16 protein-coding genes are annotated in these 25,591 nt (G+C 44.8%); 8 read left to right on the forward strand and 8 right to left on the reverse strand.

The window, feature by feature from the left end; genetic code table 11:
• Positions 1-28: 28 nt before the first annotated feature.
• The 4 genes from gcvP to A8L45_RS17630 all read right to left on the reverse strand — a co-directional run bounded on the left by gcvP (position 29) and on the right by A8L45_RS17630 (position 6,106).
• Positions 29-2,893 carry an aminomethyl-transferring glycine dehydrogenase gene (gene gcvP, locus A8L45_RS17615; RefSeq protein WP_068904676.1) on the reverse strand — a complete coding sequence of 955 codons (2,865 nt, stop codon included), beginning with the start codon at positions 2,891-2,893 and terminating at the stop codon, positions 29-31.
• 15 nt (positions 2,894-2,908) lie between these two features.
• The gene (gene gcvH / locus A8L45_RS17620) at positions 2,909-3,286 is read right to left on the reverse strand and encodes a glycine cleavage system protein GcvH (protein WP_068904677.1); all 378 of its coding nucleotides are present in this window, start codon (positions 3,284-3,286) and stop codon (positions 2,909-2,911) included.
• Between the two features lie 59 nt (positions 3,287-3,345).
• Positions 3,346-4,641 carry a serine hydroxymethyltransferase gene (locus A8L45_RS17625; protein ID WP_068904678.1) on the reverse strand — a complete coding sequence of 432 codons (1,296 nt, stop codon included), beginning with the start codon at positions 4,639-4,641 and terminating at the stop codon, positions 3,346-3,348.
• A gap of 64 nt (positions 4,642-4,705) precedes the next feature.
• Positions 4,706-6,106 (reverse strand): L-serine ammonia-lyase, encoded by a 1,401-nt coding sequence (locus tag A8L45_RS17630; RefSeq protein WP_068904679.1) that lies wholly within the window; start codon positions 6,104-6,106, stop codon positions 4,706-4,708.
• A gap of 522 nt (positions 6,107-6,628) precedes the next feature.
• Between A8L45_RS17630 and A8L45_RS17635 the strand changes: the two genes are divergently transcribed.
• From A8L45_RS17635 to A8L45_RS17650, 4 genes are all read left to right on the forward strand, one after another.
• Positions 6,629-7,288: a helix-turn-helix domain-containing protein gene (locus tag A8L45_RS17635; protein WP_083228402.1), complete on the forward strand. Its 660-nt coding sequence runs from the start codon at positions 6,629-6,631 to the stop codon at positions 7,286-7,288.
• A gap of 97 nt (positions 7,289-7,385) precedes the next feature.
• Positions 7,386-8,504 (forward strand): glycine cleavage system aminomethyltransferase GcvT, encoded by a 1,119-nt coding sequence (gene gcvT / locus A8L45_RS17640; protein ID WP_068904680.1) that lies wholly within the window; start codon positions 7,386-7,388, stop codon positions 8,502-8,504.
• Between the two features lie 361 nt (positions 8,505-8,865).
• Positions 8,866-9,474 (forward strand): DNA-J related domain-containing protein, encoded by a 609-nt coding sequence (locus A8L45_RS17645; protein ID WP_068904681.1) that lies wholly within the window; start codon positions 8,866-8,868, stop codon positions 9,472-9,474.
• Positions 9,475-9,617: 143 nt separating this feature from the next.
• Positions 9,618-9,887 carry a hypothetical protein gene (locus tag A8L45_RS17650; protein ID WP_068904682.1) on the forward strand — a complete coding sequence of 90 codons (270 nt, stop codon included), beginning with the start codon at positions 9,618-9,620 and terminating at the stop codon, positions 9,885-9,887.
• On the opposite strand, the gene A8L45_RS17655 is transcribed toward A8L45_RS17650, so the two are convergent.
• The 3 genes from A8L45_RS17655 to A8L45_RS17665 all read right to left on the reverse strand — a co-directional run bounded on the left by A8L45_RS17655 (position 9,878) and on the right by A8L45_RS17665 (position 16,108).
• Positions 9,878-12,904, reverse strand: coding sequence for a hypothetical protein (locus A8L45_RS17655; protein ID WP_068904683.1), 3,027 nt, complete (start codon positions 12,902-12,904; stop codon positions 9,878-9,880). The two genes, A8L45_RS17650 and A8L45_RS17655, sit on opposite strands and share 10 nt — an antisense overlap.
• Before the next feature lie 523 nt (positions 12,905-13,427).
• Complete coding sequence (locus tag A8L45_RS17660; RefSeq protein ID WP_175402016.1) at positions 13,428-15,032, reverse strand: hypothetical protein; 1,605 nt, start codon at positions 15,030-15,032, stop codon at positions 13,428-13,430.
• A 29-nt stretch (positions 15,033-15,061) separates the two neighbouring features.
• Positions 15,062-16,108: a hypothetical protein gene (locus A8L45_RS17665; RefSeq protein WP_068904685.1), complete on the reverse strand. Its 1,047-nt coding sequence runs from the start codon at positions 16,106-16,108 to the stop codon at positions 15,062-15,064.
• Between the two features lie 360 nt (positions 16,109-16,468).
• Between A8L45_RS17665 and A8L45_RS17670 the strand changes: the two genes are divergently transcribed.
• Positions 16,469-16,738 (forward strand): hypothetical protein, encoded by a 270-nt coding sequence (locus A8L45_RS17670; RefSeq protein WP_068904686.1) that lies wholly within the window; start codon positions 16,469-16,471, stop codon positions 16,736-16,738.
• Between the two features lie 177 nt (positions 16,739-16,915).
• Positions 16,916-20,764 carry an ATP-binding protein gene (locus A8L45_RS17675; RefSeq protein ID WP_175402017.1) on the forward strand — a complete coding sequence of 1,283 codons (3,849 nt, stop codon included), beginning with the start codon at positions 16,916-16,918 and terminating at the stop codon, positions 20,762-20,764.
• Positions 20,765-21,270: 506 nt separating this feature from the next.
• Here the strand turns inward: A8L45_RS17675 and A8L45_RS17680 are convergent.
• Positions 21,271-22,923, reverse strand: coding sequence for an AMP-binding protein (locus tag A8L45_RS17680; protein ID WP_068904687.1), 1,653 nt, complete (start codon positions 22,921-22,923; stop codon positions 21,271-21,273).
• A gap of 447 nt (positions 22,924-23,370) precedes the next feature.
• Between A8L45_RS17680 and A8L45_RS17685 the strand changes: the two genes are divergently transcribed.
• Both A8L45_RS17685 and A8L45_RS17690 read left to right on the forward strand, forming a co-directional pair.
• On the forward strand, positions 23,371-23,832 hold the full coding sequence (locus A8L45_RS17685; RefSeq protein WP_068904688.1) for a TetR family transcriptional regulator: 462 nt from the start codon (positions 23,371-23,373) through the stop codon (positions 23,830-23,832).
• A 281-nt stretch (positions 23,833-24,113) separates the two neighbouring features.
• A complete protein-coding gene (locus tag A8L45_RS17690) occupies positions 24,114-25,310 on the forward strand; it encodes an acetate kinase (RefSeq protein ID WP_068904689.1) in 1,197 nt (398 codons plus the stop codon).
• Positions 25,311-25,591 lie beyond the last annotated feature (281 nt).

A 25,591-nucleotide genomic window follows, 5' to 3' on the forward strand; every position in this document is an offset into this window, starting at 1 on the left:
GCCTTAACAGCTGGTTACCATATTATCATTACTCTTCGATGTAGCTCTCGATTGAAGGGCAAGAACAGATAAGGTTACGGTCACCATAAACATTATCGACACGGTTTACTGTCGGCCAGTATTTAGAGGCTTTGGAGTGAGTGCTCGGGAAACAGGCTACTTCACGGCTGTAAGCGCGCTCCCAGTTCTCAGCCATCAAATCAGCCTGAGTGTGCGGTGCATTTACCAGAGGGTTGTCCTCTAATGTCCATGCACCAGACTGAACCTGAGCCACTTCCTGACGGATAGCGATCATCGCATCACAGAAACGATCCAGTTCGTCTTTGTCCTCACTCTCAGTTGGCTCAATCATCAGAGTCCCTGCGACCGGGAAAGACATGGTCGGCGCATGGAAACCGTAATCCATCAAACGCTTAGCGATGTCTTCTTCACTGATACCGGACGCCTCTTTGATTGGACGAATGTCAATAATACACTCGTGCGCAATACGACCATGAGTACCGCGATACAGTACTTCATAATGGGGACGCAGACGCTCCATCACGTAGTTGGCGTTCAGAATCGCCAGCTCAGTCGCCTCGGTCAGGCCCTGCTCACCTGTCATGGCGATGTAAGCCCATGAGATAGGTAGGATAGACGCACTGCCGATTGGCGCAGCAGAGACGGCATAATCACTGCCTTGCTCAACGTGACCCGGCAAGAAAGGCGCAAGGTGAGATTTCACACCGATTGGACCCATGCCCGGGCCACCGCCACCGTGAGGAATACAGAAAGTTTTATGCAGGTTGAGGTGTGAGACATCTGAACCGATAAAGCCCGGCGTTGTCAGACCAACCTGTGCGTTCATGTTCGCACCGTCAAGATAAACCTGACCGCCTGCTTCATGAACCAATTCACAAACTTCTTGTACTGCTTCTTCGTAAACGCCGTGCGTTGACGGGTAGGTGATCATGATACAAGACAGGTTTTCGCGGTGTTTTTCAATCTTCGCCTTAAGATCTTCAACATCGACGTTACCGTCATCATCACAACCAACCACGACCACTTTCATTGAAACCATAGCGGCCGATGCAGGGTTGGTACCGTGTGCAGAACTCGGGATCAGACAGACGTTTCTGTGGTCATCACCACGACTCTGATGGTAACGCTGAATTGCAATCAGACCCGCGTATTCGCCCTGTGCACCAGAGTTTGGCTGCATAGACATAGCGTCATAACCAGTGATCTCACATAGCATCTTGCTCAGTGAGTCTGCCAGTTCAGCGTAACCCAGAGACTGGTCAGCCGGCACAAATGGGTGCAGGGCACCAAATTCAGGCCAGGTAACCGGGATCATCTCGGCGGCAGCATTCAGCTTCATGGTGCAGCTGCCAAGCGGGATCATGCCATGAGTCAGCGAGAAATCTTTATTTTCAAGCTTTTTCATGTAACGCATCATGCGTGTTTCGCTGTGATACGTGTTAAACACAGGGTGAGTCAGATAGTCACTGGTACGACGACAATTCTCTGGAACAGCACCAAATTCATCAGCTTCTACAGCCGCAGAAAACTGTGCTGCGTTACCCTCACCGGTCAGTGCTGTCAGCAACGCATTCACTTCTTCAAGGCTGGATGTCTCATCAAAGCTCACGCCGAGTTGACCGTCCAGCTTACGCAAGTTGAAACCTGCATTCTGAGCAGCTTGATACAAAGCATCGGTGTTATCACCGCTTTCTAGCGTGACAGTATCGAAGAAATGCGGGTGCGCAAGCGTTAAACCAGACTGTTTCACGCCAGCAGCAAATAAGGCTGCGAGATGATGAACACGGCGACCGATCTTACGCAGGCCATCTGGGCCATGGTAAACCGCATAGAAAGATGCCATGTTTGCCAGCAGTGCCTGAGCGGTACAAATATTGGAAGTCGCTTTTTCACGGCGAATATGTTGCTCACGGGTTTGCATTGCCATCCGTAGCGCTTGTTTGCCGTTTGAATCAACTGATACGCCAATCACACGGCCTGGCATGGTGCGTTTCAGCTTATCACGGGTCGCCATAAAGGCGGCGTGTGGACCACCAAAGCCCATTGGTACACCGAAACGTTGTGCAGAACCAATGACTACGTCGGCACCCATTTCACCAGGAGCTTTGAGCACAGTTAGCGCCAGCAGGTCGGATGCGACAGCAACCAGTGTTTTGTTCGCCTGAGCCGCAGCGATAACATCTGTCAGATCTTTTACTTCACCCGTGGTACCCGGGTATTGTAGAAGTGCACCGAATACATCGTGCTCTGGCAGCGTTTCAGTGGCTGCAACAACAATGTCGAACCCGAAGAATTCAGCACGGGTTTTCACAACATCCAGAGTCTGCGGATGTACATCGTCTGATACGAAGTACGTGTTGCTCTTACTCTTACCGCCACGCTTACACAGCGTCATGGCCTCTGCAGCCGCAGTAGCCTCATCCAGCAGGGAGGCATTCGCCAGGTCCATGCCTGTCAAGTCCATCACCATTTGCTGGAAGTTGAGCAGGGATTCCAGACGGCCCTGAGATATCTCGGGCTGATATGGGGTATAGGCCGTATACCAACCCGGATTTTCCAACACATTACGCAAAATAACGTTTGGTGTGAACGTGTTGTAGTAACCCTGACCAATGAGGCTACGCTTAATAACGTTTTTTGACGCGATTTCTTTCAGACGCGCCAGCATGTTGTGCTCGCTCAGCGCCGCATCGAGCTTCATTGGCTCTGGCAGACGAATGCCCGCAGGGATCGTCTCTTCTATCAGATGCTCAAGGCTGGTGGCATTAACCGCTTTGAGCATATCTGCTTGTTCTTGCTGCTTGGGACCGTTGTGGCGAGCAACAAACTCGCCATCAGTTCCCAGACTGTCAAGTAAACGTGTATCTGTCATCATTGAGTTCCTGATTTATTCTTCAATGGAAGCTAGGTATTCCTCTGCTGAGCTCAGGTGATCTAGGTTGTGATCGTCTGCCAGCTTAATTTTTGCAAGCCAGCCACCTTCATACGGGGCTTCATTTACCAGCTCAGGGCTGTCTTCCAGCTCTTCGTTTACTTCAACGATCTCACCGTTAACGGGGCCGTAAATATCGGATGCGGCTTTAACAGACTCAACCAGTGAAAAGCTCTCACCTGTTTCAACTTCAGCACCTACTTCTGGTAGGTCAACGAATACTACATCGCCCAGCAACTGCTGAGCATGATCTGAAATACCGACGGTAACAGTGCCGTCGCCATTGTCTTTTACCCACTCATGCGAAGCAGTAAACTTAAGTGTTGCATCCATTTGAATATCTCCATAAATATGTAAAAGTTATTGCCCGGTTCTCTCCGGGCTAATTGTTATTAGTGGTAAAGTGGGAATCGTTGACAAAGTTGTTGTACTTCTTTGCGAACACGCTCTTCAACTTCAGGATTACCGTCGGGTGACTCAACAAGGCCATCAAGTACGTCGCCAATCCATTGGCCGACTAAACGGAATTCTTCAACACCGAAACCACGGCTAGTGCCAGCGGGGGTGCCCAGTCGAATGCCAGAAGTCACCATAGGTTTTTCGGTATCAAACGGGATACCATTTTTGTTGCAGGTAATGCCAGCACGCTCAAGTGCCACTTCCACCACATTACCTTTCAGCCCTTTAGGGCGAAGGTCGACAAGCATAAGGTGGGTGTCTGTGCCGCCGGTCACAATGTCACAACCGCGTGACTGAAGCACTTCAGCCAGCGCCTTTGCATTTGATACGACGTTGTCGATATAAAGTTTAAATTCAGGCTCCAGTGCTTCACCAAAAGCCACGGCTTTAGCAGCGATGACGTGCATCAGAGGGCCACCCTGTAAGCCTGGGAAAACAGCCGAGTTAATCTTCTTACTAACGGCTTCTTCGTTAGTTAGAATCATACCACCACGGGGTCCGCGGAGCGTTTTATGTGTGGTTGTGGTCACAACATGTGCGTGTGGAATCGGACTCGGGTGAGAGCCTGTAGCAACCAGACCTGCGATATGCGCCATATCAACCATCAGCAATGCGTCGACGCTATCAGCAATTTCGCGGAAGCGGGCAAAATCGACATGGCGAGGAATCGCTGAACCACCCGCGATGATCATTTTTGGCTTGTGTTCCTGAGCCAGTCTGGCGACTTCGTCATAATCCAGTTCCAGTGTATCTTCGCTGACACCATACTGGATAGCGTTGAACCATTTACCAGATTGAGCAGGGCGGGCACCGTGTGTGAGGTGTCCACCAGCATCCAGTGACATGCCTAAGATAGTATCACCGGGTTGCAGCAGTGCCAGCATGACGGCGCCGTTTGCCTGAGCACCAGAGTGAGGTTGCACATTGACGTATTCGCAGCCGAATAACTGCTTTGCACGGCTGATAGCGATAGCTTCGACTTCATCAACGTGTTCACAGCCACCGTAATAACGACGACCCGGGTAGCCCTCTGCATATTTATTGGTCAGACAGCTGCCCTGTGCCTGCATTACTGCTTTTGACACGATATTTTCAGAGGCAATCAGCTCGATTTGCTGGTTCTGACGTTTCTCTTCAGCCTTGATGCAGGCCATTACCGCACCGTCTGTCTCGTTCAGGTTGGTCGAGAAGAAGTTCTCATGTTGTGCTGTCTGATAGCGAGGTTTCATCTTTAAGTCCTTTGTCATACAGGGCCTTTGTGTCGGCACTTTGTTATTCTGGTATTGCTGTCTGTCAGCAAGCGACCACGTTAATCGGTATAGTGTTAGTGGCAAGCCCACCAAGAGACGTCTCTTTGTACTTGCTCATCATATCGAGTCCAGTTTCATGCATGGTTTTAATCACGGTATCCAGTGGTACGTGATGTTCACCGTCACCGTTCAAAGCCAGGCGAGTTGCGTTGATTGCCTTAACGGCACCCATGGTGTTTCGCTCAATACATGGCACCTGTACCAGCCCATTGATGGGATCACAGGTCAGGCCAAGATTGTGTTCCATGCCTATTTCGGCGGCGTTCTCTACTTGAGCGACGCTGGCCCCCATTGCAGCAGCAAGACCTGCCGCAGCCATTGAACAAGCCACGCCAATTTCACCCTGACAACCTACTTCTGCAGCGGATATTGACGCATTTGTTTTGTAGAGTGAGCCCACCGCAGCTGCGGTAGCCAGAAACGTACGAATACCTTGGGTGTTGCCCGGAGAAACAAACTTGTTGTAGTAGGCCAATACCGCTGGTATGACGCCAGCTGCACCATTTGTCGGCGCAGTAACCACTCTCCCGCCTGCTGCGTTCTCTTCGTTTACCGCCATGGCGTACATGTTTACCCAGTCATTACTGTCTAGTGGGAGCCCGGTATGACCCATTTTATTGATTGACTGGAAGAGAGATTTAGCCCGTCGCTTAATCTTGAGACCGCCCGGCAATAAACCGTCTGATGCTATTCCCCGCTCAATGCAATCGAACATGACTTGCCATATCGCATCGATCTGCTGGTATATGTCGTCCAGTTTTGCGTCTGGGTTTTCTGCGAGAGCACGGGCCATTTCGTTATCAAACATGACGTCTGCAATCGTTTTTTCGGCATTGCGACAGTGGCCTATTAACTCGGCGGCACTGGTGAAGGGGTAGGGAAGCGCAACGGTGTCACTGTCTGCTGATGTTTCGCCTCTTTCGACAACAAAACCACCGCCGACGGAAAAATACGTATTGGTATGAATTACAGCCCCTTTTTTGTCGTAGGCTGTTACCTTCATGCCATTGGGGTGTTCGGTCAACACCATGTCGTTGTGAAAAACGATATGTGTTTCCCAGTCGAATGAGATGACGTTTTTACTGGCAAAAGAGAGTGATTTGGTTTGTTTGATTTGCTCGGTCAAAGATGGGATAAGGTTGGAGTCGATACTTTGTGGCCATTCACCAAGTAAGCCCATGGCACAGGCTGTGTCTGTTGCGTGACCTTTACCTGTTAATGCCAGAGAACCATAAAGGTCAACGACCACTTCTTTCACCTTGTCGGTCAGCTGATAACTTTCAACATCTCTAACAAAACGGGCGCAAGCGACCATGGGTCCGACAGTGTGAGAACTGGACGGACCGACTCCTATTTTAAATAAATCGAACATGCTGTGGCTCATCGCATGTCTCCTTACTCTATTTGCCTCATTACGTGTGTACGCTGAGGCGCCTACATTCAAGCCCGCATTGTTTGAAACCAGCGAACCTGCGTGTGTATCCCTTGTTATTCGATAACATACAAAACACCTGCTACTTCCGCAAAATAAATTTCCTATAGGAAACACGCACTGTGATCATTGTTGCAATTTATAGTTGCCAATCGTAACAGAGTTTGCGTCCGTAGCAAACGTTTGCTTATCTATTCTCTATAGCATGATATAAGTTGTTTAATCTCGCTATATTTATTTTAAAGTGCTGAAATTAAAGTGTAATTTTTTCTTAAATCTTTGCTGATTAAACCAAGGCTATTTTTTGATTCACCACTCCGGGAAAATCGGTTGTTTTTGCTACGTTTTGTTGATTTATTAAGTTTCCTATACGAAACTTTTATCCAAATCGTTAACTCAGACGATGAAAGCGACGCACGGAATGTGTATAAATAGTCAGAGATGAGTGCTGACCTCAAAGGAAATTTGTGGCGTATGACAGAGACAAATTCACAGGAAGTGCTTTCGGTCGTCACTCTGACGCGCGGCGAAAAGAATGCTGCAAGTCGTGAGAGCGCACATACGGCTGATACACAGATCGCTCCGCTTAAACTCGGTGAGCGGTTGAAAGAAATTCGAATGGCCGGAGGATTGACTCTGGAAGAAGCCAGTCAACGCACCGGGCTGGCGCGCTCCACGCTGTCGAAAATTGAAAATGAACAAATTTCTCCGACATTTCAGGCAATGCAAAAATTGGCAGCAGGCCTGAACATCGACATTCCTCAGCTTTTTACCCCACCACAAACCAGAGCTGCTGCTGGCCGTCGTGATATTACTCGTTCTGGCCAGGGAAAGCCGCGTCCGACAGGGACGTATGAGCATGAACTGTTGGCGACTCAGCTAAGACATAAAAAAATGATGCCATTCAAGACCCGCGTCCGAGCAAGAAGCTTGGATGAGTATGGGGACTGGATTCGCCACGATGGCGAAGAGTTCTTGTTGGTACTCGAAGGCAGCATTGAGTTTTACTCGGAGTTTTATGAAGCGATCACCCTTGATGAGGGAGATAGCGTTTACTACGACGCAAACATGGGCCACATGCTGGCGTCAGTAAGTGAGAAAGATGCGTTAATTCTTTGGGTTACGGCGTCGTGACATAGCTCAGACGAGTAACTATTTTTACACGGCATCCTCTGGGGTGCAGGACAACAGTAGTAAGTGCGTAGATCACGCAGTTATCATGGAGCGAAACATGTCTCAGGAACTTCTTAAAACCCCATTTCACGCGATGCACATCGAAATGGGAGGCAAAATGGTCCCATTCGCAGGCTTTGATATGCCAGTGCAATATGGGTTGGGTGTCAAGAAAGAACACTTACATTGCCGTGAGCGTGCAGGCCTTTTCGATGTCTCTCACATGGGACAACTTCGCCTTCATGGCACAGGCGCAGCGGCGGCACTTGAAGCATTGGTACCCGTTGATATCCAAGATTTACCGGTAGGTAAGCAGCGTTATGCCTTGTTCACGAATGAGCAAGGCGGCTTGATGGACGATTTGATGGTGACTAACTTTGGCGACCATCTGTTTGTTGTCGTAAACGCAGCCTGTAAAGAGCAAGATATCGCACACCTTGAAAAGCACCTACCGGAAGATGTAACGCTTGAGCGCCTTGACGATCGCGCCCTACTTGCTTTGCAGGGACCTGAAGCTGCAGAGGTACTGGCAAAAATTAACCCAGCAGTTGCCGATATGGTCTTTATGGACGCGGCAAAGATCGAACTTAATGGCATTGAGTGTCTGGTGAGTCGTTCAGGTTATACGGGTGAGGATGGCTACGAAATTTCTGTTCCCGCTGCTCAGGCTGAAGCATTTGCAAGAACACTTCTGAGTGATGAGGCTGTAGAATGGATTGGTCTGGGTGCGCGTGACTCTCTCCGACTAGAGTGCGGTTTGTGCCTGTACGGTAATGATATCGATCCGACGACAACACCTGTAGAGGCAAGTCTGCTGTGGGCTATCAGTAAATCTCGTCGCGCAGATGGTGAGCGTGCAGGTGGGTTCCCAGGTGCAGATGTCATTCTTGATCAAATCGCGACAAAAGACGTTCAGCGCAAGCGTGTAGGCCTAGTTGGGCAAAGTAAAGCGCCGGTTCGCGAGGGAGCTGAGCTGTTTGATGCCGATGGTAATAAAGTAGGTAACGTCACTAGTGGAACATTTGGCCCAACAAAGGGCATGCCAGTGGCGATGGCTTACGTAAATACAGCGCTCGCTACAGTAGGGACAGAGCTGTTTGCTGAGGTTCGCGGCAAAAAACTGCCAATGACAATTGAAAAAATGCCATTTGTTCCTCAGCGTTATTACCGCGGATAAAATGTAAAACGCCACCTAAATACTCATGTTGAGTCTTAAGAAAGCACAACTATTACGTTGTGCTTTTTTGTTTTAATGCATTGTCATAACATTCAATTTATTTATTTTTTCTGCTTGAGGAAATAGAAAAGCACAAAAGAAGAGATATATTTTTTACCGTACAGTCAACAGTAAGTATCACTTTTAAGATGCCCAGAAAATTAATTTTGTCAAAAAAATTTAGGTGGGCAAAATTTAATGATGTGAATTAGCTCAGACTTAAAAACATTAGACAGCAGACATCAGTTTTCTGGATTAATGTCTAGTAAAGAAACGACTTTTCTGAAGGGTGAATCAGGTGACGGAAGGGAGGCCACTACCTATGTTAGCGGAGCAGAAAGGCGAAATTGACAATCCACTTATCTGGCCAGTTCTGAGTATTCTTGAAGCATCTCCGGACAGCTGGAAAGTTCACCATTTAATGGCTGAACTTCAGAAAACGACTATCATTGACCCGCTTGATGAGGATGTGCAGTTAGATTTATTCAAACGTAATTTTCTAATAATGAATGCACTCTATCAATTGCAGGAAATGTTATATCCAAGGCAGTGGCTTCAGGTGGAATCAATGAATATACGCCTGATGTTTCGTTCAACAAAACTTGGCTTAAGAAAACAAGAGATTGATGTTCAGGATCCTCTCAGAGAATATTATCTCAATTGGCGCAACTATAATGCGCAAGAAGAGGACGTAAAAGAAATGCTGCGCTCTTTTTGGAAGCGTTACCGTAGATATATCGGGCATTCAACTGATACCACCATTGAAAGAAGTAATGCTTTGGCAGCACTTGGCTTGCCCTCTGATGCCTCAGAAAAAGATATCCGTCAGCAATGGCGAAAAATGGCCTTGAAATGGCATCCCGACCGTCCAGAAGGCGATGCGAACGTGTTTCGCACCATGTGTGAGGCATGGCAGAGCTTACGCCTGTAAAGATATGGAGTGGTATGACATTATCACTCCATTCACCTCACGCCTTGATGCTTGTTGATTAACTCATCTGTACTAATGACATATTTTGCGCATAACTTTTTAAGTTTTTTTGGTCAGTACTGCGTAAGAGGCAGAGGTAAGTAATGCATCGCAACATTGTTCTTTTTTCATTACTTTGGTGTTGTCTATTACCGAGCGTGGCATGGGACCTTGTTGAGAAAGATGATATTGAAATTCCCAACGTTTTCTTCACTATCCATTGTAACAACGGCGATGAGATAGTTATTTCCGGTCACGCCGACGACAATTTATTCCATGATATTTTCGGTGACGTGCATGGTTCACTCGATAAAGCTGCACGAGTATCCTGCGACGAAAGTGCGAAAATCGAACTTATCAATGATCAAGGTTGATCAAAAACACACACAAGCCCCTTATCGTTACCCATCTTTATAGTCATCCAGAAGTGTTGTGATTTCATTTTGTTCTCTTCAAAAGTCATCAGCCAAATTCTGTAGCCAAGTGGCTCATCCGAAGAAAGAAAACGTTTTTTGCTCAGTGTATTGAGTAAATTATTATCGTGAAGGTATTGCCATAGTTTTTCGTACTCTTCTTTTTTCGCCAGTCTACTGCCCGGAATTTCGCAGCTTGTCCTAACTCCCCAGCCGTTTAAATCTGGATTAAGTAACTTATCATCGAGTACTTGATAGATTTTCCCATCAACCGAGTAAGATTCTGACTCAAGCAGCCTATTTCTGCTTATCTTGATGGTTGCAATACGGTCAACATCATCAACTCTTGCTCTTAAGAAGAGCGGACACTTAGGTGGAGATTCATAAGTGAGCCTAATGTGGGGGTTGTCTGGTGATGGATAGTAGGATAAGTCATAACTCCATTTACAAGAGGTTAGCACGTGGAGATTAACGCGTGAAATATCCAGATCACTGCTATTCACAAAGGTTAACGTCATACCAACATTATCAATTATACGCTGCTCGATAAGCAGTGGAGGTATGTGTGTTTTACCACGATTTTTTCGGGTCTCACTATCAACGACAAGTGGTAGATAAAATTTACTGAAGTGGTCAGCAAAGCCGTATGTCATGCCGCTTGAGTGACTCATACCCATGGCATGCCCAATTTCGTGATACCAAATGTTGTAGTATTGCCCATCGTAATTTTTAAAACTTTTGTGGTCTTTATTGACGTAATTTTGCCATATAGATGCCCATCCACCTGATTTGGTTAGAAATAGGCTGAGATTAGGGCTGCTACCGCCGCCAACACCTTCAGCTCTGTATTTATTTCTCATTACTTTGAGCGTCAACCTGTGACCTTCAGCCCCAAATTTTAGAAGATTAAATTCGCTATACGGTAAATCAACATCTTTATAATTTTCACACTGAGAATACTTACTACATTTTTTTTCAAAAAACGTCTTGATGTGCTCTGCGTAACTTTGGGTATTTACTTGGTTATAAATATTGATCACGGCTCGTTCTATCACCGGTCGTTGGGACGAATCTGGCAGGCTATAGCATGTCTGGGTGTCATCCGTGCATTTGTCTGATACGTCATTGGGGCCAACCGTGATTGTCGGATTAAACAGCTTGAACTGATGCTCAAATGCGATGCTTTCCACAGAGGACGTTGAGAACGATATAGCCGCTTTACTGTATTCCGGTAAGGTTTCTGACAAAGACAGGCGTGTAAGTGTGTTATCACTTCCCACCCTCACCGCTAAACTATCAATGGGCGTCGGGGTCTGGTTAATGAGATACCAGACATTGTCGACGCTTTCGAAGCTGATGCCGTCAAAGACGAATTTATCTGGCAAATCCAGCGTGTCGATACCATCGATTATTGCATCTAGTGTTTCGATGCTGCGTGGTGAAATAGGGAGAGAAAATTCTCTTGTTTTTACCTGATTGTGAGAAAGTGTTTCTTCAGCTAGAGGTTCAAATTCGACCACAATCTGACAATCTTCTGTGGGGTGTGTGACGGTGTATTGTCCGTCCTGCTGTGTACCACCACAACCAGTAACCGTTTTCACTTTTTGCAGCAGGCCAGGTTGCAGGGAGAAGACCCTAATGTCGCTGTGTGTCATCAATGTATCTGAAGGATAAAGGGCTCCGTCTCCTGTGATCTGACTCGTTACGTTGAACTGTTTGGCAGTAAATTCGGCATCAATTTCACAGTTGTCAGTAACACCAGTAAGACGATATATGTCATCTATGTGTGCCCCGTTGCAGCCAGTGATAGATGACAACTCGAAATATTGCTCAGGCTCGATGGTCAGATCGACCTGCTCGCTATGAGTAATTGTTCCCTGAGGGGAAGATAGGTTGCCATTGCCTTCCACCATGGTTGTGTATTGGTATTCTGTTTCGGAAAACACGGCATTCATGATGCAGTCTGAAACTGGGCGTTGAATCTTATACTCACTGCCGTTGAGTAAGCCGTCACAACCTTCGATGCTTTCAAGCTCTGAATGCGGATTGGCTTCGAGCATGAAAAGGTAAGTATCACTGTGAGTCATTGTCATCGCAGTTGGCATAGTATTCATTGGTTGCTGGTCATAAAGGATTGTTCCGTCGCCAGTGACCCTGCTGCCAATGGTGTAATGGATGGGTGAGAATGACACGTCTAGTGAGCAGTTATCGGTTAGGCTCTCAACGATATATTGATCATTAGATAGCTGCTTTACGCCGCAGCCTGAAACATTGGTAATTTCATGATGTTCACTCGGAGAGGGGGTAAAAACGTGTTTTTCAAAATGTGTCAGGCTTTTAATTACTGGTGATATAGCGCCCGAGCCGTTAAGTTGGATGGCGATCTCGAAAGACTGGGGAACAAACTCCACATTGACATTACAGTCATTACTCAGGTTCTTAATAGTAATTTGATCATTACTCATTTTTGCCTGACAGCCGTCGATGGATCCAACGAAAAAGTATTGTTCTGGGCTGACAGTGAAGACTTTTTCCGAGCCATAAGGAAGCTGCCAACTATCCGGGCTGACTGAGCCGTTACCGATACTATTGATCTTTACGCTGAAGACATCGGGCTCAATGACAATATCGACTACACAATCCTTTTCCATACTCTCTACGACATAAGATGTACCGCTGTATTTACCGCCGCAACCCTGTGCTTTGACCACACTATGAAATTCAGCGGAAGCAACATCTATGCGAACCATTTCCCCCAGTGCTATCTTACGGCTGTTATTCCCTGCAATCATATCTGTGCCCATAAATTGAGCAATGCCCTTGCCCTTAACATTGACTTCGACAATAGCCAACCCAGGTTCACTGATTAATTCATCTGGGTTTACAGGTTCACGAGTTGTGTTGCTTTGCGGGCTGTCAGAGGCATCGCAGCCAACAATCAATAATATAGTGATGATGAATAGAAAACGACGACTCATTAAGTGTTGCCCCGGTAAGTTTAAGGTATGAAATACTTTTAAGTCAGAAAGAGTTCACAGTAAAATTATAGTTGTAAATTATATCCAGATATTAGTTTTTATATTTTATTAAATATCATTAATTAATTAACTGAGATCTCTTTATAAACAACGGGGGTACAATATTTTTAGTCATGTATACTTATTATTGATAATCAATTAGATTAGTGTGTGACTGATAATGTTAGGGTGAAATGAGATATATTAATAATCTATTATTATATATTTTTTTACTGCTGCTGATTTAATGATGATAAAGAAGGGTGTAGCTAGCCAAATATTATATTATTATTTTAAATAATTTAAAAAAATATAAATCAATAATACGTCTATTTTGTTTGTCCGAAAATATAGACTAGACCCATATCTGTACCCACTTTTTCAGCTATATGTTTTTGTATAGAATTCACTTATGAATCTTCAATTTTCATTAGCCACACTCTCCTGATTCTTGATGAATCGTATGTAATAAAACGTCTCTTGCTCAGTGTATTAAGTAACTTATTATGGTAATGATATACTGCCAAAGTAATTTGTACTCTTCCTTTTTCGCCAGACGGCTGCCTGGTATTTCGCAGATTTTTCTTACTCCCCATGCACTCTCATACGGTTTGAGCAAACTATCATTGAGTATTTGGTAGATTTTACCGTCAATGTGGTAGCTATTTGACTCTACCAAGGTATTTCTACTGATCTTGATGGTTGCTACTCGATCCGCGTCATCAACTGTTGCCCGTAAAAATAACGGGCAATGTGGTGGTTCAGTGTAGCGAATGGTCACATTAGGGTTATCAGGTGACGGGTAGTAGGCGAGGTCATAATTCCACTTACATGCAGTTAATACATGCAAGTTGACTTGTGATATGTCAAGTTGACTGGTATTCACAAAGGATAGCTTGATACTATTTTGATTGATAATAGCATGGTCAATGAGAATTGGCGGTGTATGTATTTTACCCCTGCTTTCTCTCGTCTCGTTGTCAATGGCCAGCGGTAGATAAAATTTACTAAATCGGTCGGCCCATCCGTAAGTCATCCCGGTGGAATGGCTCATTCCCATGGCATGGCCAATCTCGTGATACCAAATCATATATGCGTGGGGTTTGAATTTGCCATATTTAGGATGTTCATGGTTTATAAAGTCTTCCCAAATAGACGCCCAGCCACCGCTGCTTGAACGAAAATGGCTGAGATTGGCTTTACTGCCGCCTCCCATACCTAATGCTTTTCTTACATTCCTAATTATTCTGGGGAATAGATTATGTCCCTCAGCACCAAACTTAAGTAAGTTAAATTCGTCATACGGTAGATCAACATCTGTATACGCCGCGCACTTCGAGTAGTTTCCGCAGTACTTGCCAAAGAATTGTTTTTTTAGTTCTGAGTAGCCTTTTGTATTTACTAAGTTGTAGATATTGATCACTGTCTTCTCGATGATGTCTCGCTGCTGTAAATTAGGCGCGCTGTAGCATATTTTGGTTTCATCCGTGCATTTGTCCGCTACGTTATTGGGGCCAATCGTGATTGTCGGATTAAACAGCTTGAACTGATGCTCAAATGCGATGCTTTCTACCGAGGATGTTGAGAAAGATATGGCTGCTTTGCTGTATTCCGGTACGGTTTCTGACAAAGACAGGCGTGTGAGAGTGTTATTACCGACCACTCTCACTGCCAGAGTCTCAATGGGAACAGGAGTCTGGTTGATGATGTACCAGACGTCATCAATGTTTTCGAAGCTGATCCCATCAAAGACAAACTTATCCGGTAAATCCAGCTCGTCGAAACTGTCGATTGTCGCATCAAGAGTGGCGATATCACGAGGTGTAATGGGGAGAGAAAATGTCGCGGTCTTCATTTCAGTTTGAGACAGAACCTCCTCTGCTATGGGTTCAAATTCGACCACAATTTGGCAGTCTTCCGTGGGGTGGGTGACGGTATATTGCCCATCCTGAAGGACCCCTGAACATCCAGTCACAGTTTTAATTTTTTGGAGCACATCAGGTTGCAGCGAAAAGACAGTGACTTCGCTGTGCATCATTTGTGCATTAGAGGGATAAAGCACCCCGTCTCCCGCGACCTGACTGGTCACGTTGAACGTTGAGGCAACAAAGTCGGCGCTTACTTCGCAGTCGTTAGTACGCCCGCGAGACGGTAAGTAGTATCTGTGAGTATTCCGTTACAGCCAGTAATGGACGACAGTTCGAAATATTTCTCAGGCTCAACGGTCAGGTCGACTACCTCGCTGTGAGTGATTACTCCTCCAGCAGAAGACAGGCTGCCACTACCTTTCGCGCTCGTAGTGTATTGATATTCTTTTTCAGAAAAAACAGCACTAATGGTGCAGTCTGATACTGGATGTTGAATTCGATATTTACTTCCGTCGATCGAGCCGTTACAACCGTCGATACTCTCAAACTCTGAATGCGGTTTGGCCTCGAGCATGAAAAGGTAAGTATCACTGTGAGTCATTGTCATAGCGGTCGGCACTGGCTGCTCTTTGAAGAGAATGTTTCCGTCGCCAGTTACCCTACTATCAATGGTGTATTTGATGGGTGAGAAAGATATCTCCAGTGAGCAGTTATCGGTCAGGCTCTCGACCATATATTGATTATCAGACAGTTGTTGTGAGCTGCAGCCTGAGACGCTGGCGATTTTATGATGCTCGTTGGGAGACAGGGTGAATACTTGTTTGTCAAAATGCGTCATTCTCCCATTTGTCGGTGACACAGTGCCTAGACCATTAAGCTGGGTGACGACCTCAAAAGAACGCGGTGCAAAGGCTACGTCTATATTGCAGTCGTTGCTGATATTTTTGACCGTGATTTTGTTGTCGGACATCACTGACTGACAGCCCTCCACGGATGAAACGTAGGAGTATTGCTCAGGTGTAACGGTGAAGACTTTTTCAGACCCGAAGGGAAGTTGCCAGCTATTTGGGCTGACTGAGCCGTTGCCGATACTATTGATTTTTACGCTGAAGACATCGGGCTCAATAACAAAATCGACTACACAATATTTTTCCACACTCTCTATGACATAGGATTTACCGCTATATTTACCGCCGCATCCCTGCGCTTTGACCACGCTATGAAATTCAGCTGAGGAGACATCAATACGCACCATTTCTCCCAGTGCTATCTTATGGTTGTTATCCCCTTTAATCATACCCTTGCCAACGAGTAGAGCAGTACCTTTACCTTGAATGTTAATTTGAATAACGGCCCATTCAGGTTCATTGACGGGTATACCTTTAGAGGGTAAAGGGCAAATCTTTGCTTGCAGAATTTTGTGTGTTATCAGATGTGTTGCAACCGAAAATTAACAAGGAAGTGAGTAAAACTAGAAGGTAGCGTCTCATTATATCTCGTCCCGCTGTAATCAAAGCACTGGATTCTTTCACTGTTAACGTTAACAGTGTAATTATTTAAACATGCTTATATTTACTGTTGAATGAAAGGTAAAAACGACAAGTTTTTCTTGGTATGGTTTATATTTATCTATATAGGATACAAGAGGTATTTCTCTATGAGATTCTTTATTATGGTAAAAATTGTCTTTATATTTTTATTCATTTCTTCTTCATCATCGGCGTGGGAAGTGATATCGCAAAGCGCGGAAGGCCATGGAAATATGTTTTATTACGAAATTCGTTGCGAAAACAATATGGTACTCTCTCTGTCAGCTGATCTCGAAAAAGAAGAATATTTTGATGTTGAGGGAAATATTCACAGCACTCTCGACGATGCCGTTAATGCATCTTGCACTACAGAATACACATCCGATGGTTATTTATGACGTATACGGATAGTACTAACATAAATGTCTATCTTTTTATATATTATTTTTGGATATTAGGTTATAAAATTTGCACAAAGAATAATGAAAATAACAACTTGTCTATATTTTTGGCTTCTTATTGTAGCAATGTTTTTTTCTGTTTTTATATTTTGGTCTGTTAAAGAAATAAAGCATTTGGATGATGAGCTTAGCGGTATCCATAATCATATTAAGCAGCAAAATACACTGGCCCTTGATTTAAGTAACAGGGTTGATTTATCGACGCGTTTTACCAGTTATTTCGCGTCGACGGGTGATCCTGTTTGGTTCGCTCTCTACCACCAACTCCGGAATGACAGGAATGTAGGAAATGAATTCGCTGATAATTTCTGGGCTGGCAAAATTGTTGAGGCTGTTCAAGACAATTCCAAGAGCGTTGCCGGCACTGAACGCACTCTATTCCCACACTTTCTCGACACCCTCAAGGAGACAGAGACAAATGTGGCCGCTATTGCCATTATGGAGCAAGCTCGTGAGTCATTTGACGAACTTGAACGAGTAGAAAGAGGTGTTTTTGACCGTTCAACGGGGGTGCAGCAAGATTTTGGCCTCATCACACATTCACTCACTTACCTAAAAGACAGACAAAGAGCGTTATCAGCTATCGATCTCTATTTGCGCACTGTGAATGCTAGGTTGGGTAGAGAAATCGCAGGTATCGTAGAACAAAAGAACCGACTGCAAGAAACTATTGTGGTGGTCGTTTTGCTGCTGCTTGTTGTTCTTGCGTTGTCAGGGCGTCTTGTGTGGCTTCAGTTTTTTCGGCCTATTCATCTTATGCGTGAGGCTCTAGAAAATAGGGTTGATAATCTGTCAGCTAAATATGCAAGTGGTCAGTCAAGCTATGGTGCATTGACGGAACTGGCAGACGTGCAGCAACAAATTCTCCTTGAGCTGAATCATCGCTTTGTATTTACAGAGACCCTCTCACTCTTCTCCAATGACGGCAAGGATTTCAGCGCCACAGAGGCAATGAGTAAAGAGATAAGTCGTTATCTTAGCGAGTCATTTAACATCCCTTTGATCAATGTTTTTGTTGTCGATGATGGGCAACTGGTATGTCGCTCGAGCATTGGTGGTGACAGAAACTTACCGACCCCCGAAGTGCTACCTCCCTCCTATCGCCGCGCGTTTAGTGAACAAAAGATTCTAAGACTCAGCAATCGAGAGTCTTCTTTTTTGCTCCAACTGGGAATGGGAAATCTTGAGCTGCATGATATTGTGCTTATGCCCCTGTCCGTTAACGATGAGCCCTTGGGAATGATAGAGCTAGCCTCTGTACATTCTCTACAACAGGACGAAATAAAATGGCTTGAAGCAGTTAGGGAGGATATGGCGATTGCAATTCAGCTTGCCATCACAGCAGAAAAACAAGAAGCCGCCGACGCCCAAATGTCAGAGCAGCTGACGTTAAATCGTCAGATCATTAACGCCATTCCAAATCCTATGTATTACCGTGACAAAGAACGACAATATATAAATGTAAACAATGCTTTTACTGACTTTCTCGGCGTGTTCTATGCCGACGTCATCGGAAAGTGTCCCACCGAATTATTCAGTGAGCCAATTGGCGTACTCTTTGATAAAAATGAGCAAGAACTACTGGATTATCCGGGATCATTGTTTTACGACATTGAAATAGATAACGCCGCTGGAGAGCGGCGAAATTTGACAGTCATTGAAGCTACCTATTTCGACGCAGAGGGCCAACCACTGGGCATTGTTGGTCTCTTTGTTGATGTGACAACCCAGAAGCGTTTGGAAGCTGATTTGACCGCTGCGAAAGATCAGGCGACCAAAGCCAGCCGGGCAAAAGGTGAGTTCCTCGCCAATATGAGCCATGAGATCCGTACTCCCATGAATGCGATTCTTGGCATGACACAGGCAACGTTGCAGACAGCATTAACAAAAAAGCAGTCCCTCTACGTGTCTAACATTGAAAAGGCCGGACGTTCTCTACTTGGGATCATTAACGATATCCTCGATTTTTCTAAGATAGAGGCAGGTAAATTCATCATCGAGAATAACCCTTTTTCACTTGATGATGTGCTGGATAACGTTTGTAACATCACAGTAGGTAAAGCACGGGAAAAGAACCTTGATCTGATCGTAGATATTTCTCCGGATTTACCGGACAGACAAATCGGCGATCCGCAAAGACTTGGACAGGTGTTAGTGAATCTCATCGGTAATGCCATCAAGTTCACCGATGAGGGTCAGGTGATCGTACGAGTCAAGGCCGGAGATGATCAATTTTCTGATAACGCTTTTATGCTCCTGATCGAGGTGGAAGATTCAGGCATCGGGATGACAAATGAACAAGTGTCGCGATTATTTGAATCTTTTTCTCAGGCAGACAGCTCGATCAGTCGTCAATACGGTGGCACTGGACTGGGGTTGTCAATATCTAAAGGTTTTGTTGAGCTGATGGGAGGGAAAATATGGGTTGAAAGCTGGCCCGGCGTCGGCTCCAGATTCTCATTTACAGTGAAAACAAAACAGGACAAGTCGTTCATTGCGGATGACAATGATGCCACTCAACAGGAAGTGTTGCTAGACGGGGTAAAAGTGCTATTGGTTGAAAAAGAGGTGTCGGCTTCGCGTGATATGAACCGTTCACTCACTATACTGGGGCTCGATGTTGTCGCCGTTTCGTTCGATGCGAACGTGAATGCTGAACTTGTTGATGCCAGCGCACGTGGCTCCGGATACAGTATTGTGTTGATCGAGAACAAGGTGCCAGAGTCTGAAAGTAGCGCCACGATAAATAGCTACAGAGAACTCAACTTATCACCCGCACCGAGATTTATTTTAATTTCTGAGGATGAACACAAGGCCCACCCGCAATATAAAGATTCAAACGTGTACGACGATGTGATCGCGCCAAAGGTATCCACCAAAAAACTGAGTAAGCGTCTCCGTGATCTACTGAGTGAAGTCTGTTGTGAAAGTGCTGCTCCCTATGCTGATTTATCAGGTGTACGTATTCTTCTTGTCGAGGATAATTACATTAATCAGGAGGTGGCAAAAGCATTATTGGAACACTGTGAGCCGCAGCTAGAGGTTGCTGGAAATGGCAAAGAGGCGATTTCGCTAATAAGAAAAAATAACTACGACCTAGTGCTCATGGACATGCAAATGCCTGTCATGGACGGACTTTCAGCGACCCGGGCAATAAGGAAGATATCAGAGTTTACCGATTTACCTATTGTGGCGATGACCGCCAATGTACTGCAAAACGAGATAGATGCATGTATAGCTTCGGGTATGAATGACCATATCGCTAAACCTGTGGAGGCCAAGGAACTTATTGCAGTGATTTGTCGATGGACAACCGCATCAAACAAGCTGGACGTCAGCAGTACCAAAAAACCAGAAGAAATGGCGCGGGACACCCGCCACCTGTTGGATATTCACGAAGGCATACAACGCCTTGGTGGAAACGAAAGTACGTACTGGCGCATGGTGACAATGATGTTGGATACCTACACCGTCAAGCTTGAGAAACTCAGACAAAAACACGAAAAGTCAGACTTCCGTGATATCGAACTCTTAGCTCACACCATCAAAGGAACAGCAGGTAATGTGTCAGCAAAGTCACTCAGTTTGCTTGCTGCCAGGCTTGAAAAAGGAGCAAAACAAGGCAACGTTGAGATAATTCTTATCGATAAAATGTTGTTATTGATGAGTCAAATTTTGCTCTTGGTTCCTGCCGGGGCAGATCCTGAGGTACGAGAGGTAAATTTCAGTGGCTACAGCAGAAAAGAGCTAAGAATAGAATTAGAACAACTTGCTATTTTACTGGGTCAATTTGATGCGCAGGCGTTGGATTTTATCGAAGGAATAAAGCAAAGTGCAAACGAAATGAAAGTGGATTTGACAGCCATTCATATGGATATCCAGAAATTTGACTATGAGGAAGCAGGACAAAAACTTGAGATAACGATTGAGGCACTCCTCAAAGAGGAAATGCACTCTATCTGAAAGTTCACTTGGTTTTTATCTTCGGGATATTACCTTGCTTACAAAGCTCATATCGGAGCAGCTGCAACATGGCCTCTGATTCTCTCCTGTTAGTTGGTTTCCAACTTGAAATAACCTTGATTCTATTTTTCATAGCATGGCTCTCATCTTGGTTTAATTACCTTAATGATGCATTGAAGTGTAACTTTTATTGATTCAAAAATTACAAATACCGCCAAAACAACGAGATAATATGTGTTAAAAAATAAAAGAACTAACTGGGTATAATTTGACCGATAACAGAAAAAAATATCGTGATCTTTGTCTTAATATCCATACAAATCTGTATTGAGTGAGCGGTAAGTTACACCATAGATACCATCGATGTTTGTCGCTGATCGGTGACTACGCAGATAAGATAGTTAAACCAAGAAATGTGAGAGCCTGTCCGAATCGCTGGAATGGCAAGAAATAAAAAGCAGGCTTATGCCTGCTTGTTTTTTGATTGGAACGTTTTATTCGTTACCCTAGTTAGATTCCCACACGACCAGTTTGCCTTTCGGCCACTCGTCGCAGATGTTTTGGTATATTTTTTCGAGTTCATGTCGCTTGATTTTCAATGTTGGTGTCAGGATACCATTCTCAATGCTCCATGGATCTTCGACCATGAGAACACCTTTGATCTTCTCGTGGCTCTCCAGTTCACCATTTATCGTTGAAATTATCGACTCTACTTTTCGTTCGTAGCGTGCTTTGTCCATGTTCGGAAATTGATGAGGGACTGCGAGTAATATCGGAGCTGGCATGCCTGAACCCACCAAACACATTAGCTCAATATTACTGAGTTCAAAGAGGCGTTTTTCAATAGGTACTGGCGACACAAATTTACCCTTCGCTGTTTTGAAGGCATCTTTTTTTCGCCCTTCAATACTCAGGTAACCATCAGCGTCGAGGCTTCCCTTGTCACCCGTGTGAAGCCAACCATCAATAATGGTCTCATTTGTCGCTTCTTCATTTTTGTAATAGCCAGAAAACAAGCCTTTTGTTTTGACCAAAATCTCTCCATCGTCAGCGATTTTGACCTCAACACCCGGGCCAGCGTTACCCACTGTACCTACCTTATCGCTGCGATAGGGATAGTTAACAGTGCTGTATGCCATTGACTCTGTCATTCCCCATGCTTCGGTGATATTCATACCGATTTTCTCGTACCAGCGAAGTAAAGCTGGTGAGACTGGGGCGGAGCCACAGCCAAGGACACGACAGTTTTCCAGTCCAAGATTGGTCTGAATTTTTTTCTTAATCAAGCCTGAAATAATGGGGAGTTTGAGTAAGAAATTGAGTTTAGCGTCAGGCAGCTTCTCTTGAATTCGTTGCTGAAAAAGAGTCCAAAGACGAGGTACAGAAATGAATAACGTTGGCCGATGCATTTTGACATCGTCAATAAAGGTATCAAGTGACTCTGGGAAGGCGGTACACGTACCAGCAAGCATTGTCGTACTGAGTATGTAAACACGTTCGGTGATGTGAGCAAGAGGAAGATATGAAAATGCTCTATCGTTTTTGTACACACCAAGAAGCTCACAAACCTGTGTAGCAGCCCATGTAACAGCTCCGTAAGTCAGCATGGCACCCTTTGGCAGCCCTGTGCTTCCCGATGTGTAGACGATTGTCATTAAATCATCGTCCCCGTGTTCAGGACGATCATCACTGGGCTCATGTTTGACCAACAGATCATTCCAATCGTAGCCACAGTTAATGGTTGGGTAAGGGAAGGCAATCGTCAGAATTTCAGAACGTTCATCAATAGATTCCTTTACAGCCAGCGTGTCATCTAATTTTCCGATAAATAATGCTTTGGATTCGCTATGGTCAAGAACGTGCCCAATCGTTTCTTTTCCCGCGGTCGGGAAGATTGGAACGCTGATGAAGCTGCCGAGTGTCATTGCCAAATCTGAAATAAACCATTCGGCACAGTTTTTTGATATTAGTGCAACACGGTCGCCGGGCTGAAGACCCATGGCCTTGAGTGCGGTAACCATTCTCAATGCTTGATCAATAACATCTGAGTAGGTGAAATCTTTAAACTGTCGGTTAATGATTTGACGCAGAAAAACTTCATTGGACCTTTCATTCTCGGCGAACTGCAACATGCGTTCGTAAGGTTTAGGTAGGGACATCAGAGCACTCCATTTGCTGCGATAGAGGTATGGAAACATTCATATTATTGTTATCAACTCGTTAACTTAAGTAGCTCTGGTACGATGAGTCAAGACTTTGTCTAAAACGCTTGTTCAATCTTTGAAGTGGTCATTGGTTAAACACAACAGTGGCAAGTTTTTATCACTATTATTTTCAAACTTGTCTACTTTTCTTAACGCCATATGGGGTACGGAAAAAGTAGTAAATGCTTCAAAATTATCAAAATAAAGACGAAACAAGTGTTTTTGAGAATTTGTACTATTGTTAATAGAACTGGGTTAGGGAGTACCAGACGGTAACCTGCCGAATGTATTCAGTTTCGGTAAGGAGGAAATGACAAATTGGGTCTATCTGTGTCGGAGAAGGTAATGAAATTTAGGGGAATGGCCATTTTCCGTTACACAGTTTGAAACAGGAAAAAGACTATGCCTAAAAGAAGTAGGGAAGATACTGAAGAGACGATAAGAACGATCCTCGACGCTGCTGTTGACCAGCTCATCGTTCACGGTTACGACAAAATGTCTTATACCACGTTGAGCGAACAAACCGGAATCAGCCGCACGGGAATCAGTCATCACTTTCCCAAAAAAACCGACTTTATCAGCAAGCTTGATGATCGCCTGATCAGCATTTTGTTGGATAAACTTGATTTGGAAGGGGACCAGACAAGTTTTTCAGACAGTTGGAAAAGTGCACTGGCAAGTGATGAAAAATTCGCAGCAGTGCTTCGCCTGATCTTTCTCTTTCGAGCTACTGATGACAACGACATAAATTTTACCCGGCGAGTTTGCCAAAATTTGGAGTCAGAGGGGTGCAAGCGATTCGGTAATGGTTTCAAGCAAGAGCTGGAGTGCTTGGTAGGGAAGTCATTACTGACGATGAACTGATTCTATCTACTTTGTCGTGTCCTTGAAGGTACCTTATTTAACCGGGTACCTTTTTTGATCGGCTTTATAAATTCCTATCAACATAAATGTGCCCAGTTATTAACCATATTTCATTATTTATTTATCCCTTCAGCAGCATTGTTAATAAAACCCTTGATCCTAAACAGTAAAACGTCAGATTTTTAGGCTTTGCTTCAAAAAGATGTTGATAGATTAAAAAAAATTTAAATAATGGGCGTCTCTCACTTCAGTGTTTTTTTAGCTTGCCCAAGAGATGTTCCATGAGTAAACCATTAGTATTAGTCCTAAACTCAGGCAGTTCTTCCCTTAAATTTGCATTAGTCGAAGCCCAAACTGGCGACGCGGTCGTCTCAGGTATTGGCGAATGTTTCGGCTTGGATAATGCCTGTATTGCTTGGAAAGGAGAGGGCATTGATAAGCAGGAAGTGATTCTTCAGAGCGGGGATAACCATCATCAGCAGGCTGTTGATATTATTGTCTCACTGATTGAAAAGGAACACCTTGGCAGTGATCTATGTGCTGTTGGACACCGTGTTGTACATGGTGGAGAGCACTTCTCCCAAGCAACACTTATCGATGATAGTGTCATAGAGAAAATTGAATCTCTGAGTAGCCTTGCTCCTCTCCACAATCCATCTCATGTAGTTGGTATCCGTGCGGCCATCAGTGCTTTCCCACACTTGCCTCAGGTGGCAGTTTTTGACACCGCTTTCCACCAGACGATGCCGGCCAAAGCATATACCTATGCGATTTCACAGAAGCTATATCGCGATTTCGGAATACGCCGTTACGGCTTCCATGGCACCAGCCATTATTTCGTTAGTCGTGAAGCGGCAAAACAACTGGATAAAGTGCCAGAGCAAACTAATGTGATCACTGTGCATTTGGGTAATGGTGCATCGGTCTGCGCAGTAAAAAATGGTAAGAGTGTGGACACCAGCATGGGTTTCACACCCATTGCAGGTTTGATGATGGGGACTCGCTGTGGCGATCTGGATCCAAGTATTCCTGAGTTCTTGCAAAAGCAAGGTTGGACGCCTGAGCAAATTCATAAAGAACTGAACGGCAATTCCGGTCTTCTGGGGGTATCTGAACTTACCAGCGACTGCAGGGGTATCTGTGAAGCTGCAGGAGAGGGGCACAAGGGCGCGCAACTGGCGCTTGAATTGTTCAGTTATCGTGTTGCGAAATACATTGCCTCTTACATGGTTGCACTGGATGAGGTTGACGCTATCGTATTTACTGGTGGAATAGGCGAGAACTCGCTTCCAGTGCGTCATCTGATCATGATGAATTTACGGGTATTTGGCTATCGTGAAGATGTGGAAGCCAACGAAAAGGCGCGTTTTGGTCAACCTGGTATGATCAGTCAGCAAGGAACACCGATGGCACTGGTGATTCCAACAAATGAAGAGTTTGTTATAGCCTCTGAGGCACTGAGATTTACCATGCAATAAACAACCATTTATTCAATCAATGAGCTTCAGATTTTTCATCTGGGGCTCGTTAATTAAATATCAACACCTATCTTTTCTGCTTCAATTTTTCTCTCGATCTTTCTATTTTGCAAAATATGTTTTGATACAAAATTTGTATCGATCTTTCTTGCCTCGTACACGACAAAAGCACATATTTCCGATCTTCATTGATAATTTTGGTTTTGTTTTTTGAACGAAGTTTTTGACATTGCTCCTTTTAGTTGGCAGGGGGTGTTCTTGTGTGCCGCGACGGGTTGGCT

It is taken from the genome of Veronia pacifica, assembly GCF_001707825.1.
Taxonomy (GTDB): domain Bacteria; phylum Pseudomonadota; class Gammaproteobacteria; order Enterobacterales; family Vibrionaceae; genus Veronia; species Veronia pacifica.